Below are 15,824 nucleotides of genomic sequence, written 5' to 3'. Positions count from 1 at the left end.
CGCAGACATTTTGTAAGCACCCTCTCATGGTACGCTGCCAGCCTGCCGCTGTCATGGCTGCCGCTATCGGGGCTGCCGCCTGCCACCACTCACCCTGCAGGAGCCTCACCATGTGTCTGATCGTCTTCGACTGGCAGCCGGATAGCGACCAGCCGCTGCGTCTCGCCGCCAACCGCGACGAGTTCCACGCCCGCCCCAGCGCCGCCCTGCATCACTGGCAGGATGCACCGCTGCTCGGTGGCCGCGATCTCGAGGGCGGCGGCACCTGGCTGGCCGCCGCCCCCGGTGGGCGCTTCGCCGCCCTGACCAATGTCCGCGATGGCCACATGGCGACACCCGAGAACGCGCCCAGCCGCGGACATCTGGTGACCGCCGCCCTGCAGGCGATCGAGCCGCAACGCTGGCTCCAGGCGCTGGCCAGCGCCGGCGCCCAGCGCTATGCCGGCTTCAATCTGCTGCTGTGTCAGGGCGAGCGGCTCTGGGTAATCCACCATGGCCGCGACGCGACCACCCTCGACGAGGTCGCACCCGGCCTCCATGGGCTCTCCAACGCCGCGCTGAACACCCCCTGGCCCAAGCTGGTGCGGGCGCGGAAGGCACTGCGGCAGGCACTCGACGGCAGCGACTGGCAAGCCTCGATGTGGCAGGCCATGAATGACAAACGCCCCGCCACCGATACCGAGCTGCCCGACACCGGCGTCGGCTTGGCGACCGAACGCCGACTGTCGCCGATCTTCATCGTTGGGGAAGCGTACGGTACCCGTGCTACCACGCTGGTGAGCGCGGCGGCGCATGGCGCTATCACGATTTCGGAGCGTAGCTACGCTGCCATGGGAGTGCCGCGGGGAGAGCGCGTGAACGAGTCGACGTCGGCTTAGCGCCAGAGCTCAGTCCTGGGGCGGTAGCAGGTGCGCGATCTGCCAGTCCGACAGCCGCTGACGCAAATGCGCACGCACCGCCGCGGTGGTCGGCAGGCCCAGCGTCTCCTGCACCAGCGCCTTGGCATCGTCGAGACTGACCCGACGGATGGCCGCCCGCACCCGCGGCAGGCTCGGCGCATTCATCGATAGCGCGTCGAAGCCCATGCCCATCAGCAGCAGCGCCCCGGCGGGGTCCCCCGCCAGCTCGCCGCACACCGAAGCCGGCACCTCGAGGGCCTGACTCTCCGTGGCGAGCCGCGACAGCGCATTGAGCACCGCCGGATGGCAGGCGTCGTAGAGACTGGCGACACGCGCATTGTTGCGGTCCACCGCCAGCAGATACTGGGTCAGATCGTTGCTGCCGATGGAGAAGAAGTCGACCCGCTCGGCCAGAGCCGGGAGCTGATAGAGCGTTGCCGGCACCTCGATCATTGCCCCGACCTTGGGCGAGGCCACCTCGATCCCATCCTCGGCCAGCTCCTGACGCGCCCGCGACAGCAGGCGCAGTGCCGTGTCCACCTCATCGACGCTGGTGATCATCGGCAGCAGGATGCGCAGATTGTCGAGCCCGCGCGAGGCCATCAGCATGGCGCGTAGCTGCACCATCAGCACTTCCGGGTGATCCAGCGTCACCCGGATACCGCGCCAGCCGAGGAAGGGGTTGGCCTCGTTGATCGGGAAATAGGGCAGATCCTTGTCGCCGCCGATATCGAGGGTGCGCATCACCACCGGCAGCGGCGCGAAGCTCGACAACTGCTCGTGATAGAGACGGGTCTGCTCCTGCTCGCTGGGGAAGCGCTCGTTCATCATGAACGGCACTTCGGTGCGGTAGAGCCCCACCCCGCTGACCCGCGACTTGAGCTGTGCCACCGCATCCACCGCGAGCCCGGTATTGACCATCAGCGGCATGGCGTGGCCGTCCGGAGTCTGACTGGGCAGGTGCTGCTCGTGCTCGAGCACTTCGGCGAGCGCCCGCTCCTCCTTGATCAGCCGCGCGTAGCGCTGCGCCAGCTGCGGATCCGGGCGCACGAAGAGCCGTCCGCGGTGGCCGTCGAGAATCGCCTTGGCGCCGTTGATCCGCGGCAGCGGCAGATCGACCATCCCCAGTACCGTGGGGATGCCCATCGCCCGTGCCAGGATCGCCACGTGGGAGTTGCTCGAACCGCGCACCGAGACCAGCGCCGCCAGGCGATCCTTGGGCACCTCGCCCAGGGTCGCGGCGCTGATCTCGTCGCCGACCAGTATGGTGTTCTCGGGGTAGGTGGAAGCGGTCCGCTCGCTGCCCTCCTGCAGATGCGCGAGCACCCGCCGGCCCAGATCGCGGATATCGGCGGCGCGCTCGCGCAGGTAGCCGTCATCGACCCGCTCCAGATACTGGGTATGGCGCCGGACCACGTCGGCCAGCGCCCCCGGGGCCCACTGCCCCTCGCGGATGCGCTTCTCGACCTCGTTACCCAGCGCCGCGTCGCCCAGCATCTGCTGATAGACATCGAACAGCGCCAGCTCCTGGGCCGAAATGCGGCTGGCCAGACGCGCCCCGGCTTCGCGAATCTCCTCGCGTACATGGGCGATCGCCGCCTGCAGATGGGCGACTTCGGCCTCGGGGTCGGTGGGAATCAGGTCGGGGACGCTGTCGAGATCGGCCGGCGGGGCGATCACCACGATCTCGCCGATCGCCATGCCGGGCGAGCCCGGTGCCCCGGAGAACATCGCCTGGCCGTCGGGCTCGGCGCGGCGATTGAGCGCGCCGGACACCAGGGCATGCGCCAGCACGCCGGCGAGCTGCGCCGCCATGGTCACCAGGAAGGCCTCGTCACCCTCGTCGAAGCGACGTTTCTCCTGCTGCTGCACCACCAGCACGCCGAGCATGCGGCGCTGGTGGATGATCGGCACCCCGAGGAAACTGGAGAAGCGCTCCTCGCCGGTCTCGGCGAAGTAGCGAAAGTGCGGGTGCGCCGGGGCATCCTCGAGATTGAGCGGCTCTTCGCGCTGCCCCACCAGCCCCACCAGGCCCTCGCCCAAGCCCAACGCCACCACGCCCACCGCCTGGGTGCGCAGGCCGATGGTATCCATCAGCACCAGCCGCTCGCGCTCACGATCGAACAGATAGACCGAGCAGACGTCAGTACGCATCGCCTTGCGGATGCGCCGCACCATGGTGGCGAGCGCGGCATCCAGGCTGCGGGCGCCGTTGACTTCCTGAACGATGCGGCGAAGGGTATCGAGCATGGGCCTTTTTCTTGTCTGCGAGGCGATCCTCGTGGTGGCATCGGGACGGCCCGCTAGCGCCGGGCCGCCATGGTGTTCGCGCGGGCTGACCCGCCGGTGCGGGTTACCCTTTCAGGTCACCTCCGTTTGGGTCACCTCACCTTTCAGGTCACCTCCTCCAGCGCCAGACGATGAAAGTCCGGGGCCAGTTCGCGCAGGGCACGGCGGTAGACCTCGCGCTTGAACGAGACAACCTGCCCCAGAGGATACCAGTAACTGACCCAGCGCCAGCCGTCGAATTCCGGTTTGGGCGTGCTGTCGACGCAGACTCGGCTGTCATGGCAGCGGATCTTCAGCAGAAACCACTTCTGCTTCTGGCCGATGCACAGCGGTTTCGAGTGCGTTCGCACCATGCGCCGTGGAAGTCGGTAACGTAGCCATCCTCGCGTACAGGCCACCACATCGACATCATGGGACTTCAACCCAATCTCCTCCTCCAGCTCACGGAAGAGTGCCTGTTGCGGTGACTCATGGGCCTTGATACCGCCTTGCGGAAATTGCCACGCTTCCTGACCCGCCCGACGCGCCCAGAGCAGTTGGCCGTCACAGTTGGCAATGATGATGCCAACGTTCGGCCGAAAGCCATCGGCGTCTATCACGGAGTTCACCTTAACTCAATTGTCGTTGAAACCATTCTTCCACAAAGCGAGAAAGCGCATCAATAAGCTTACCGGGCAAAAGCCCTGGCCACCGTCCTGGTACCGACCGCCAGCGGTGCCCCGGCGCCCGGCCCCGGCATGGGCAAGCGCGGAGGAGTTTGCGATACTGCCCGGCGTCGCCATCGCGACCCGACCGCCATTCCATCGCCATACCATCGCGACTTACCGGGAGCCAACCTTGAGTCTGGCCATTTTCGATCTCGACAACACCTTGATCAGCTGCGACAGCGACCACGCCTGGGGAGAGTTCCTCATCGAACAGGGCGCGGTCGACGGCGACGCCTACCGCCAGGCCAATGATCAGTACCTGCGGGACTATCAAGCGGGCCAGCTCGATATCATGGCCTACCTGGCGATGGCGCTCGAACCGCTGACCCGGCACAGCGAGGAGCAGCTCAACGCCTGGCACCAGCAGTTCATGGCCTGCAAGATCGAACCCCATGTACTGCCGCAGGCCGAGGAGCTGCTCGCCTGGCACCGGCAACGCGGCGACCATCTGCTGATCATCACCGCCACCAACCGCTTCATCACCGGCCCCATCGCCCAGCGCCTGGGCGTCGACGACCTGATCGCGATCGAACCCGAACGCGACGGCAAGCGTTACACCGGCCGCGTGGCCGGCGTCCCCAGCTATCGTGAGGGCAAGGTGACCCGGCTCGAACAGTGGCTGGAGAGCCAACCCGCGCTGACCCTGGATGATGCCTGGTTCTACAGCGACTCGATCAATGATCGCTTTCTGCTCGAGAAGGTCCCCAATCCGGTCGCGGTCGACCCCGACGACGCCCTGCGTCGCCTCGCCGAAGAGCATGGCTGGCGGGTGATCACGCTGCGCGGCTGAGACCGTCGAACCGGCGCACATCGGCACCACGGTCCGTGCTTTGGTCAGCGGTATGGGATCGGAGAGCATGGGCCGGCAGGAGATGCCGGTGCGCCGGGGGGGAGGGCCGGAGGGGTGAGAGCCGGAGGAGAGAAACGGCCGTGAAAACCCGTCACCGGCAGAGACCCGCGAGCGGGGGCGCCACACGCCGCGGGCGTGTGGCAGGCTGCGAGGGCGGTGGCGCGACTCAGGAGGAGACGGGGTGCGCCTGGCGTGGGCCTGTCTTGTCGGCGGCCGGCGCGTGCACCGCGTGGACCCGGCTGATCAGCTGATCCTCGAGGCCGAAACGCTCCACCAGCCCCGACCCCAGACGCTCCAGCCACGCCGGCAGGCGTGCGGTATGGTGCTGGCAGCGCGCGGGGGTGGCGTAATCGTTGTCGAAATCGAGAACCAGTTGGGTCGAACTCTCGACCCGTTCCAGCAGGTCATCGGCCAGCGCCAGCGCCTCGCGGTCGTCGAAGGCTCGTGCCTCCTCGCGCAGCTGCGGGTAGATCTCGAAGTGGCCGGCGCTGATGTAGTCCATCAGCGCCTCGCTGAAGGCATCGATGCGCGCCTTGGTGACCGCGTCGAGGTCGCTCTCGCACACCTCACGCAGGTCGACCAGGGTCACCAGCATGTCGTAGCGCTGCTCCAGCCAGCGATCGATCAGCGAATGGACCCCACCCCAGCGCTCCTGTGCCGTCTTGCAGTGCTCCAGCATGTGTTCTCTCCTGGTGCGGTGTCTCACGAATATCCGTTGGCCCTATCAGCGCCTGGCATGATCGGCGCGTCTGGCCGTGGCAATCTACGCTCAGGCCGCGGCCGCCGGTTGCGCCGCCGCGCTGCCCCGAAGCCGGGTGACGATCAGTGCCAGCGGTACCAGCGCCATGATCGCAAAGCCCAGCAAGGTCCACTGCGGCAGGGTCACGCCCCACAGCGACCCTTCCACCACGGCACACTCGCCGGAACCGGAGAGCACGCGGGACATCACGTCCCACAGCGGCAGCGCGCCGAGCATGTAGTCTAAGCCAGGTCCACAGCTCGGCACACTATCCGGAGGTAGCGTCTGCAGCCATACGTGGCGTCCGGCGACGATGATGCCGCCAGCCGCCGCGAGCAGCGCCAGCACGCCGTAGACGAGCCCGCCGCGGCGCCGCGGATTGTGCAGGAGCCCCACCAAAAAGACACAGCCGGCAATGATCACCGCCACGCGCTGAAAGATGCACAGCGGGCAGGGCTCCAGGCCCACGCCATACTGCAGGTAGAGCGCCACCGCCATCATCAGGCAGCACATCGCCAGGCCCAGTCCACACCACTGGCGCACGCTCGCCTGCGCCGCCCACTGCTTGATCTGCATAGTCTCGATGTCCTTTATCCATCCTGCTCGCGCTCGACGCCACCCGACGCGCGCGCCAGGCCTTATGGACTCACGCCGCCGGGCGCGGTTCCCGTGCGCGGGCGAAATAATCGGCGATGAACTGGGCGAACGAGACCTGGTCCTCGGCTTCGATGTCGTGCTGCTGCTGATGGGAGGTCTCTACCAGCTCGTCGAACAGCGATGCCCTTGCTGCGTCCATCGGCGTCGTGCGCCACGCTTCGGCCTGACGCCGTGCCAGATCGGTCATGAAGTCGGCCCACTCACCGCCGTGTGCCTGCAGTTCGCGCAGCATACGCGCCGAGGGGGTCGACTCGGGGTCGTCGAGCCGGGTCGCCAGCGAATCGACCGCGGCCAGGTGCAGGTCCGACCCTTCGATGGCATCGAGCAGCGTTGCGACCTGACGCATCCCGGCGATGATCTCGTGACCCCGCTCGGCCAGCGCTACCTGGCGCTCACCTACCTGCAGTCGCAGCGCCGGGTCGCGGCCGCGTTCGACCACCAGGCGACGATTGTCGTCGAGCCGGTCGCACTCCTCATCGGGGATCCACGGGCTCTCGGAGAGCAGACACCAGAGCAGGAAGGTATCGATGAAGCGCATCTGCGGCTCGTCGATGCCCAGCGGCAGGAAGGGGTTGAGATCGAGACAGCGCACCTCGATGTACTCCACCCCGCGCGCTTCCAGCGCCTGGGTCGGCGTCTCGTCGTGACGCGCCACCCGCTTGGGGCGAATATCGCTGTAGTACTCGTTCTCGATCTGCAGGATGCTGGCGCTCAGCTGGTGCCACTCACCGCCCTCCTCGACCCCCATTCGCTGGTAGTCCGGCCACTCGGTTGAGATCGCGTGGCGCAGCGTACCGACATAGTTGGAGAGCGAGTTGAAGCAGATCTTGAGCTGCGACTGCACCTTGTTCTGGTAACCCAGATCGGACATGCGCAGGCTGGTGGCATAGGGTGCGTAGAGCGTCTCGCCGTCCCCCTGCCAGGGCTTCAGCTTGTCGCAGCGCCCATCCAGTCCGGCGGCGCCGAGGAAACTGCGGTCCAGCGCCGGCGAGGCGCCGAACAGATAGAGCAGCAGCCAGCTGTTGCGGCGGAAGTTGCGGATCAGGTCGAAGTAGCGCGCCGAGCGATACCCCTTGGGCGACTCCGCCTCGCGCCCCTCCAGTGACTGCAGCAGCGGCCAGATGTCCTCCGGCAGCGAGACGTTGTAGTGGATCCCGGCGATCGACTGCATGATGCGGCCGTAGCGCAGATCCAGCCCCTTGCGATAGACGTGCTTCATGGTGCCGACGTTGGAGGTGCCGTAGTCGGCGATCGGAATGCTCTCGTTGCCCGCCAGGCGCGACGGCATGCTCGCCGGCCAGACCCACTCCTCGCCCAGGTGGCGATAGCTGAAGCGCAGCAGGTCGCCGAGAAACGCCAGCGCATCCGCCGGCCGGCAGTAGACCGGGGTGATGTACTCGAGCAGCGCTTCCGAATAGTCGGTGGTGATATGCGGATGGGTCAGCTTGGAGCCCAGCGCGTAGGGGTGCGGCGTGGGCACGATACGGCCTTCGCCATCGACCCGCAGCCCCTCTTTCTCGATGCCTCGCCGCAGACGACCAAGCAATCCTTTGCGTGCCGGCGTCATCAGCCGGTCGACGTTCGTGGCGAGTTGATCAGACACGCGCAACACCTTCATCCGATGGGGAGAGACGCCTCTCCCGTTGTCCGTGCACCGCTGCCGGCGGCCATCAAAGGCCGCCGGCAGCGATACGTCGCGAGCAAAACCCCATTATGGAGTCGGCGATAGCGCTTTCAAGGCTAACGAAACACTGCATAACGGTCTGCGCGCGCGCATGGCTGCGTTGCGCAGCGCCCGAAGCTCGCCTAATCCTATGCCAACGACTTCGTCAGCGACGCTTCTGCGCTTTCAGCAGCGCCTCGCCCAGCGCGCCCATACTCGGGTTCTGACCCTGCCCCTGACCGCTACCCCGGCCGCTGCGCTGCGGATTGCCGCGCTGGCGCTGCTCGCCGCGCCCGCCGCCAGGCTGTCGTTCGCGCTTGGCGCCGGGCTCGTCGCCGAGGCGCATCGACAGCCCGATCCGCTGACGCGGCAGGTCCACTTCCATCACCTTGACCTTGACGATATCGCCGGCCTTGACCACCTGGCGCGGATCCTCGACGAACTTCTCGGCCAGCGCCGATATATGCACCAGGCCATCCTGGTGTACGCCGACATCGACGAAGGCGCCGAAGTGGGTGACATTGGTGACCACGCCCTCCAGCAGCATGCCCGGCTCGAGGTCGGAGAGCTTCTCCACCCCCTCACGGAAGCTGGCCGCCTTGAACTCGGGACGCGGGTCACGCCCCGGCTTGTCGAGCTCCTTGAGGATGTCGATCACCGTCGGCACGCCGAAGTGGTCGTCGACATAGTCAGCGGGCTTGAGCGATTTGAGATACTGGCTGTCGCCGACCAGCCCGGCGAGCTGGCGCCCGTTGCGTTCGGCAATGCGCGCCACCAGCGGGTACGCCTCCGGGTGCACCGCGCTGGCATCCAGCGGATTGTCGCCGCCCATGATGCGCAGGAAGCCGGCGCACTGCTCGAAGGTCTTGGGCCCCAGGCGCTCGACCTCGAGCAGCTCGCGCCGGCTGCGGAACGGGCCCTCGCGGTCACGCCGCGCGACGATGTTCTCGGCGAGCATCGGGCTCAGGCCGGAGACCCGAGACAGCAGCGCGCTGGAGGCCATGTTGAGATCCACGCCGACGGCGTTGACGCAATCCTCGACCACCGCCTCCAGGCTGCGCGATAGCCGCAGTTGAGAGACATCGTGCTGGTACTGGCCGACCCCGATCGACTTGGGGTCGATCTTGACCAGCTCCGCCAGCGGGTCCTGCAGCCGGCGCGCGATCGACACCGCGCCGCGGATCGAGACGTCCAGCGCCGGAAACTCCTTGGACGCCAACTCCGACGCGGAGTAGACCGAGGCCCCGGCCTCGCTGACCATGACCTTGGCCAGCGGCCGCGGCGCCACGCGCTTGACCAGCTCGGCCGCCAGCTTGTCGGTCTCGCGGCTGGCGGTGCCGTTACCGATCGCCACCAGCGCCACGTCGTGACGTTCGACCAGCTGGGCGAGGGTCGCCAGCGCCGCATCCCACTGTTTCTGCGGCGCATGCGGATAGACCACCGCGTGCTCGAGAAACCGCCCGGTGGCATCCACCACCGCCACCTTGCAGCCGGTGCGCAAGCCCGGATCGAGGGCCAGCGTCGCCTTGGGGCCAGCCGGTGAGGCCAGCAGCAGATCCTTGAGATTGCCGGCGAACACCTCGATCGCCTCCTGCTCGGCGCCCTCACGCAGACGCCCCATCAGCTCGGTCTCGAGATGGGTGTAGAGCTTGACCCGCCAGGTCCAGCGCACCACCTCCCGCAGCCAGCGCGAGGCCGGCAGTTCGGCCCCTAGATCGATACCCACCTGACGAGCGATCGCCACCTCTGCCGGATGGATCGGCGCCTCGTCCTCCCCCGGCATCACCAGCGACAGCGCCAGCACGCCCTCGTTGCGCCCGCGGAACATGGCCAGCGCGCGGTGCGACGGCGTCTTGGCCAGCCCTTCATCGTGCTCGAAGTAGTCGGAGAACTTGGCCCCCTCCTGCTCCTTGCCCTTGACCACCCGCGCACGCAGCTGCCCCTCCTCCCACAGCCGCTCGCGCAGGCGGCCGACCAGCTCGGCCTCCTCGCTGAAGCGCTCCATCAGGATCTGCTTGGCGCCGTCGAGCGCCGCCTTGGCATCCTCGATGCCGCGCGTCTCGCCGGTGGCGCTATCGACATAGGCTGCCGCCTCGGCTTCCGGAGTCAGGCAGGGCTCGGCCAGCAGACGCTCCGCCAGCGGTTCGAGCCCTGCCTCGCGGGCGATCTGCGCCTTGGTACGGCGCTTCTTGCGATACGGCAGATAGAGATCTTCCAGACGCTGCTTGGTGGTCGCCGCCATCAGCTCGCCGTGCAGCTCGGGGGTCATCTGCCCCTGCTCCTCGATCGCCTGAACGATGGCGCTACGGCGATCTTCCATCTCGCGCAGATAACGCAGCCGCTCCTCCAGGGTGCGCAGCTGGCCATCGTCGAGTCCGCCGGTGGCCTCCTTGCGATAGCGCGCCACGAACGGCACCGTGGCGCCGCCGTCGAGCAGTTCGACGGCGGCGGCGACCTGCTGCGGTCGGACACCGAGTTCTTCGGCGATGGCGGAGACGATTGCAGTTTGCATCTTGGACATGAATCACATCACGGCTGAAAAGATCGCGCCAAGGTAGCACACAGCCGCCGGCGGCTCCTACTGCGCGCCGCCGTGCACGGACCGATGCGCGCCAGCCTCCGGCGCCCCGGAGATGGCCACCCGCGCCAGGGAATGGCCAGCAATGCGAAGGGGATGGCCATGGCCATCCCCTTCTATACGTCGACAGCCGACCGCGGGCGCGGCCGGCGAAGTCTCACAGGGCTTGCGGCCCGGCCGCCACGATCATCGGATCGACGCCATCGAACTTGTCGAAGTTGCGGGTGAACTTGTCGATCAGCGCATTCATCTGGGCCTGGTAGGCCGCCGTATCGGACCACGCCTCGCGGGGATCGAGCAGCTTGGCGTCGACGCCGGCCACCGCCACCGGTACCTCGAGGTTGAGACCCTCGATGTGGCGCGTCTCGACATCGCGCAGTGCACCGCTCTGGATCGCCCCGATCACCGCCCGGGTGGTGGGAATGCTGAAGCGACTGCCGCCCTGACCGTAGGCACCGCCGCTCCAACCGGTGTTGACCAGATAGACGTGCGAGCCGAAGGCCTCGATGCGCTTGATCAGCAGTTCGGCGTACTCATGCGCCGGGCGCGGGAAGAACGGCGCGCCGAAGCAGGTGGAGAAGGTCGCTTCGAGCTGGCTGGTGGAGCCCATCTCGGTGGAACCGACCTTGGCCGTGTAGCCGGAGAGGAAGTGGTAGGCAGCGGCTTCCTTGGAGAGCAGCGACACCGGCGGCAGCACGCCGCTCATGTCGCAGGTCAGGAAGACGATGGCGCTGGGCTCGCCGGCGCGGTTGGCCAGCACCCGCTTGTCAACGAACTCCAGCGGATAGGCGGCACGCCCGTTCTGGGTCAGGCTGACATCGGCGTAATCGGGGACCCGCGCCGCATCCAGCTTGACGTTCTCGAGCACACTGCCGAAACGGATCGCATCCCAGATGATCGGCTCGTTCTGACGCGACAGATCGATGGTCTTGGCGTAGCAGCCACCTTCGAAGTTGAACACCGTGCCCTCGCCCCAGCCGTGCTCGTCGTCACCGATCAGATAGCGCTCGGGGTCGGCGGAGAGGGTCGTCTTGCCGGTGCCGGAGAGTCCGAAGAACAGCGTGGTCTCGCCATCTTCACCGACGTTGGCGCTGCAGTGCATCGGCAGCACGTCCTGTGCCGGCAGCAGGAAGTTCTGGACCGAGAACATCGCCTTCTTCATCTCGCCAGCATAGCGCATGCCCGCCACCAGCACCTTGCGCTGGGCAAAGTTGATCATCACCGTGGCTTCGGAGCGGGTGCCGTCACGGCCCGGTTCGCAGACGAAGCCGGGGGCACTCATCAGCGTCCACTCCGGCTTGTCCGCCGCGTGGGTCTCGGCCACGTCGCTCTCGGGGCGCACGAACAGGTTGCGGCAGTAGAGAGATTGCCACGCCAGTTCGGTCACCACGCGTACCGGCAGGTAGTGCTGCGGATCGGCGCCGACATGCAGCGACGAGACGAAACGCTCGCGCGCGGCCAGATACGCGTCGACCCGCCCCCACAGGGCGTCGAACACCTCACCCCCGATCGGACGGTTGACCGCCCCCCACTCGATCATCGACGAGGTCGAGGGCTCGTCGACGATGAAGCGATCAAGGGTCGAACGCCCCGTGCGCGCGCCGGTCTCCACGACCAGGGCGCCGTTGGCGGCCAGCACCCCCTCGCCGCGCACCAGGGCAGATTCGACCAGCGCGGCCACGGAGAGGTCGACATGTGCCTGGGGGGAGGTTGCGTCCTGGGCTGCCTGGCGGGGGGCTTGAGAGGTGGTCATTATCCAGTCCTGGGCTCTGAGGCCTTCGTCGTCACGTTTCACGGCAAGAAGCCCGCGACAGCAGTGGATCGTGACTCTGCCCCGGCATGCCGGACCTGGAGTCACGCTTCACCACGCTACGTTAACGACGCTGGTCACGGAGATCGGCGACTTCAACGCTCGGCGGGCGCAAAAAGGAGCGCCATTATGGCAAAAAGCGCCCGGGGCGCAAATCGCCCCGGGCGCACGTCAATTCGCCTTTGATCGCAGGCTTTGAGTCGCGGATCAGTGCACGGTGGGCGGTGGCGCCTGGGGTGACTCGATGATCGCCTCGACGTCGGCGGCGCTGAAGTGGTAACGGGTATGACAAAAATGGCACTGGGTCTCGACCGCGCGCTCCTGCTCGAGGATCTCGCGCAGCTCATCGGCACCCAGCGTGTGCAGGGCATTGGCCACCCGCTCGCGCGAGCAGGTGCAGCCGAACGCCAGCGCCTTGGGCGTGAAGACCCGGGTGGTCTCCTCGTGGAACAGCCGGTAGAGCACTTCCTGGCGCCCGAGACCCAGCAGCTCGTCGGCGGTGATGGTCGAAGCCAGGTGTACCACCCGATCCCAGGCATCCGGGTCCTTGTTCGAATGATCATCGGGCAGTTGCTGCAGCAGCAGACCCGCGCTGCGCGAGCCGTCGGCGCTCAGCCACAGCCGCGTGGCAAGCTGCTCGGACTGGCTGAAGTAAGCCTCGAGACAGCCCGCCAGATCGGCGTGCTCGAGCGCGACGATCCCCTGATAGCGCTGCCCCTCCTTGGGGTCGAGGGTGATCACGATCTGCCCCTCGCCGACCAGCTCGCGCAGGCTGGCGGCGGGGTCGAAGTCCCGCGCTTCATCGAAGCGAGCGATACCGCGCAGCTCGCCACCCGGGTTGGACTCCGCCATCAGCACCTCGACGCCCTGGCGCCCGCGCACCTCGAGACTGACAGTGCCATCGAGCTTGACCGTCTCGGTCAGCAGCGCCACCGCGCTGAGCAGCTCGCCCATCTGGCGCGAAATCGCCGCCGGGTAGTCATGACGGGCCAACACCTCGCCGTAGGCCGCCTGCAGCTGGACGATCTCGCCACGCACATTGGTGTCGTCGAATAAAAACCGCTGAATCTGATCACTCATCGCTGAAATCTCTTGCCGGGGACCGCGACGGGTCCCGCCAGAACGGAAATCGGAACAGGCTGCCGGCATCGCGTGGCGGCCATCACAGGCGCACCCACGCAGGCCGACAACCGGGGAAGAAAGGCCAAGGCATCAGGAAGCGGCGGCCACAGGAAACCGTCCGCTGACCTGTCTCACTCCTCGGTACGCTGGCGCTGGAAGCGCTGGATATTGCGCCGCTCGCGCTTGTCGGGGCGCTTGATGGGGGGCTGCATGGCCTGGTTGGCCAGCTTGCGCTGCTGGGCCTCGCGCTCGCGACGAGCCACGCTGGCCTCGGTCTCGCGGTAGAGCAGTCGCGCTTCGGGGGCACCGCGACGCTGATCCGACAGCGCCTCCACCGTCACCTCGAGGGTGTCCCAGCCCTGCGGGACCTCGAGCCGCGCGCCGAGTTCGACCTGCTTGCTGGTCTTGACCCGCTGGCCGTCGTAGCGAATCTTGCCGCCCTCGATCGCCTTCTTCGCCAGCTGACGCGTCTTGAAGAAGCGCGCCGCCCACAGCCACTTGTCGATTCGAACCGTTGACGTCATTGGTCTCTCTCCTCGATCGACTCTAGGTGGGGTCAGGCAGGCACCGCTTCAACCCTGGTACCTGGCGCTATCGGCACGCGCCGAGAACGGGTTTCCAAGGCGTGCCGCCCTGATTATTGTACGCTGAGTACCTGCCCTTTGACCTGGAGGCCGCATGGCGCCCACCGACTTTCCGCCGACTCCCCCCGCCAAGCCCAGCATACTGGCGCGCCGAGAGGTGGCCAGCAGCCAGCTGTTCGCGATCGAATCGCTCGATCTACGCTTCTCCAACGGCGCCGAGCGCACCTTCGAACGGCTCAAGGGCAAGGGGCGTGGCGCGGTCATGATCATCGCCATGCCGGACCCGGATCACGTCCTGCTGATCCACGAGTATGCCGCCGGTTTCGACGACTATGCGCTCACCTTGCCCAAGGGGCTGGTCGACCCGGGCGAGGACATCGTGACCGCCGCCAATCGCGAGCTGATGGAGGAGTGCGGCATGGGTGCCAGGCGCATCGAGCCGCTGATCGAACTGTCGCTGGCGCCCAACTACATGGATCACCGCATGCAGGTGATGCTGGCCAGTGACCTCTACCCCAAGCGCCTGGCCGGCGACGAGCCGGAACCCCTGGCGGTGGAGGCGTTTCCCATCGAGGATATCTCGAGCCTGCTGGCGCGCGAGGATTTTCATGAAGCACGGGCCATCGCCGCGCTATTCATCGCCCGTGACAAGCTGCGCAGCGAGCGCGATAGCGAGAGCTGGTGGTAAGTCAGCCAGAGACCGGGGTGACCGCCCTCCTCGCGCCTTCCGTGTGACACCGCCCCTGGACGCAGAAAGCCACCCGTCAATGGCCGGGTGGCTTGCTCTGCGAGGCCGCGGCCATGCCGTTCAGGCCACCGAACACGCGACCACTCACTCCACCGCGCCCTTCATGGCGCCCCTTGCCGAGCTCTCCCTTGCGCCCTCTTCCGCGCTCTCCCTTGCGCCCTCTTCCGCGCTCTCCCTTGCGCCCTCTTCCGCGCAGGCCCGATAGCAGGCGATAAAGCGACTGGCAGCCGGCGACAGCGCCCGATCGCGCCGCCACAGCAGTTCGAAGGGCGGGTTCTGGGTCAGCACCTGATAGTCGATGCGTGAGATCGCGCCCCGCGCCACCGGGTCGCGGGCGATCCGCTCCGGCAGCAGCGCCAGCACGCCGTCGTCGCGTTCGAGCATCGCCAGGATGGCGTAGGTCGAGGAGATCTCGAGCGACTTGACCGGCTGCGCCAGCCCCGCCGCCACGAACTCCTGCTCGAGCAGGCGTGGCATGCTCACCGGATAGACGATCCAGGGCTGCGCGGCCAGATGGGCAAAGTCGGGCTGCACCTCGCTGGCCAGCGCATGACGCGGGTTGGCCACCACCCACAGCGGCTCGGGAAAGCTCCCCTGACGATGGTAGTCCGCCGGCTGGCGGCCGAAGTGGGAGCGGCACAGCGCCACGTCCAGCCGCCCCTGATCGAGCAGACGCAAAAGCCCCTCGCTGGTGTCCTCGACGATCTCCAGTGACAGCGACGGCTGCTCGGCGCGCACCCGCGCAATCGCATCGACCAGGGTAGCGATCGCGCCCATGGTGCCGCCCACCGCCAGATGCCCGCCATAGCCCTGCTGAATGCCGATCATCTCCTCGCGCAGATGGGCGACGTCGGTCTGGATCAACCGGGCATAACGCACCAGGCAGCGGCCCATGTCGGTCGCCTCCAGTCCGCGCGCGCTGCGCACGAAGAGCGTGGTGCCGAGCGTCGCCTCGATCTCGCTGAGCGCGCGGGTGGCGCCCGGCTGGGAGATCGCCACCCGCTCCGCCGCCTTGTGTATCGATCCGCACTCGTCCAGTGCCATCAGTAGCCGCAGCTGGCGCAGGCGCAGGCGCGACATCAGCTCGTCCAGGGTGGGCGTCATGGGTTCCCCTTGCGTTGTGGATCCGCGCCGGCCGCGCGCTCGCCGGCTAAAGGACCGCGCCGCCATGCCTGATA

General features: G+C 67.3%; 13 protein-coding genes. 3 read left to right on the top strand and 10 right to left on the bottom strand.

The features are described from left to right. The first annotated feature begins 110 nt into the window (after positions 1-110). Positions 111-878 (top strand): NRDE family protein, encoded by a 768-nt coding sequence (locus DOM66_RS09990; RefSeq protein WP_110690028.1) that lies wholly within the window; start codon positions 111-113, stop codon positions 876-878. Positions 879-887: 9 nt separating this feature from the next. Here DOM66_RS09990 and ptsP read toward each other — a convergent pair whose 3' ends face one another. Together ptsP and DOM66_RS09980 are read right to left on the bottom strand one after the other, a co-directional pair. Then, positions 888-3,149: a phosphoenolpyruvate--protein phosphotransferase gene (ptsP, locus tag DOM66_RS09985; RefSeq protein WP_110678287.1), complete on the bottom strand. Its 2,262-nt coding sequence runs from the start codon at positions 3,147-3,149 to the stop codon at positions 888-890. Between the two features lie 143 nt (positions 3,150-3,292). Continuing rightward, positions 3,293-3,787, bottom strand: a complete 495-nt coding sequence (locus DOM66_RS09980; protein ID WP_110678415.1) for an RNA pyrophosphohydrolase — start codon at positions 3,785-3,787, stop codon at positions 3,293-3,295. Between the two features lie 238 nt (positions 3,788-4,025). Here DOM66_RS09980 and DOM66_RS09975 point away from each other — a divergent pair, with 238 nt between their 5' ends. Continuing rightward, positions 4,026-4,685 (top strand): histidinol-phosphatase, encoded by a 660-nt coding sequence (locus tag DOM66_RS09975; RefSeq protein WP_110690027.1) that lies wholly within the window; start codon positions 4,026-4,028, stop codon positions 4,683-4,685. A 226-nt stretch (positions 4,686-4,911) separates the two neighbouring features. Here the strand turns inward: DOM66_RS09975 and rsd are convergent, their stop codons facing one another. The 7 genes from rsd to DOM66_RS09940 form a co-directional block, all read right to left on the bottom strand. Continuing rightward, positions 4,912-5,424: a sigma D regulator gene (rsd, locus tag DOM66_RS09970; RefSeq protein WP_110678284.1), complete on the bottom strand. Its 513-nt coding sequence runs from the start codon at positions 5,422-5,424 to the stop codon at positions 4,912-4,914. A 90-nt stretch (positions 5,425-5,514) separates the two neighbouring features. Further along, positions 5,515-6,060, bottom strand: coding sequence for a disulfide bond formation protein B (locus DOM66_RS09965; protein ID WP_110678282.1), 546 nt, complete (start codon positions 6,058-6,060; stop codon positions 5,515-5,517). Positions 6,061-6,130: 70 nt separating this feature from the next. Continuing rightward, a complete protein-coding gene (gshA, locus tag DOM66_RS09960; RefSeq protein WP_110678280.1) occupies positions 6,131-7,759 on the bottom strand; it encodes a glutamate--cysteine ligase in 1,629 nt (542 codons plus the stop codon). Positions 7,760-7,970: 211 nt separating this feature from the next. Then, positions 7,971-10,325, bottom strand: coding sequence for a Tex family protein (locus tag DOM66_RS09955; RefSeq protein ID WP_188115167.1), 2,355 nt, complete (start codon positions 10,323-10,325; stop codon positions 7,971-7,973). A 214-nt stretch (positions 10,326-10,539) separates the two neighbouring features. Then, positions 10,540-12,135: a phosphoenolpyruvate carboxykinase gene (locus DOM66_RS09950; RefSeq protein WP_110690026.1), complete on the bottom strand. Its 1,596-nt coding sequence runs from the start codon at positions 12,133-12,135 to the stop codon at positions 10,540-10,542. 264 nt (positions 12,136-12,399) lie between these two features. Then, positions 12,400-13,272, bottom strand: a complete 873-nt coding sequence (hslO, locus tag DOM66_RS09945; RefSeq protein WP_110690025.1) for an Hsp33 family molecular chaperone HslO — start codon at positions 13,270-13,272, stop codon at positions 12,400-12,402. A gap of 173 nt (positions 13,273-13,445) precedes the next feature. Continuing rightward, positions 13,446-13,838: an RNA-binding S4 domain-containing protein gene (locus DOM66_RS09940; protein WP_110690024.1), complete on the bottom strand. Its 393-nt coding sequence runs from the start codon at positions 13,836-13,838 to the stop codon at positions 13,446-13,448. 154 nt (positions 13,839-13,992) lie between these two features. Between DOM66_RS09940 and nudE the strand changes: the two genes are divergently transcribed. Further along, the gene (gene nudE, locus DOM66_RS09935) at positions 13,993-14,586 is read left to right on the top strand and encodes an ADP compounds hydrolase NudE (protein WP_110678272.1); all 594 of its coding nucleotides are present in this window, start codon (positions 13,993-13,995) and stop codon (positions 14,584-14,586) included. A 144-nt stretch (positions 14,587-14,730) separates the two neighbouring features. On the opposite strand, the gene DOM66_RS09930 is transcribed toward nudE, so the two are convergent. Beyond that, the gene (locus DOM66_RS09930; RefSeq protein WP_110690023.1) at positions 14,731-15,750 is read right to left on the bottom strand and encodes a LysR family transcriptional regulator; all 1,020 of its coding nucleotides are present in this window, start codon (positions 15,748-15,750) and stop codon (positions 14,731-14,733) included. Positions 15,751-15,824: the final 74 nt, after the last annotated feature.

This window comes from Salinicola endophyticus (assembly GCF_003206575.1).
Lineage (GTDB): Bacteria > Pseudomonadota > Gammaproteobacteria > Pseudomonadales > Halomonadaceae > Salinicola > Salinicola endophyticus.
This window is presented reverse-complemented; position numbering and strand designations above follow the sequence as displayed.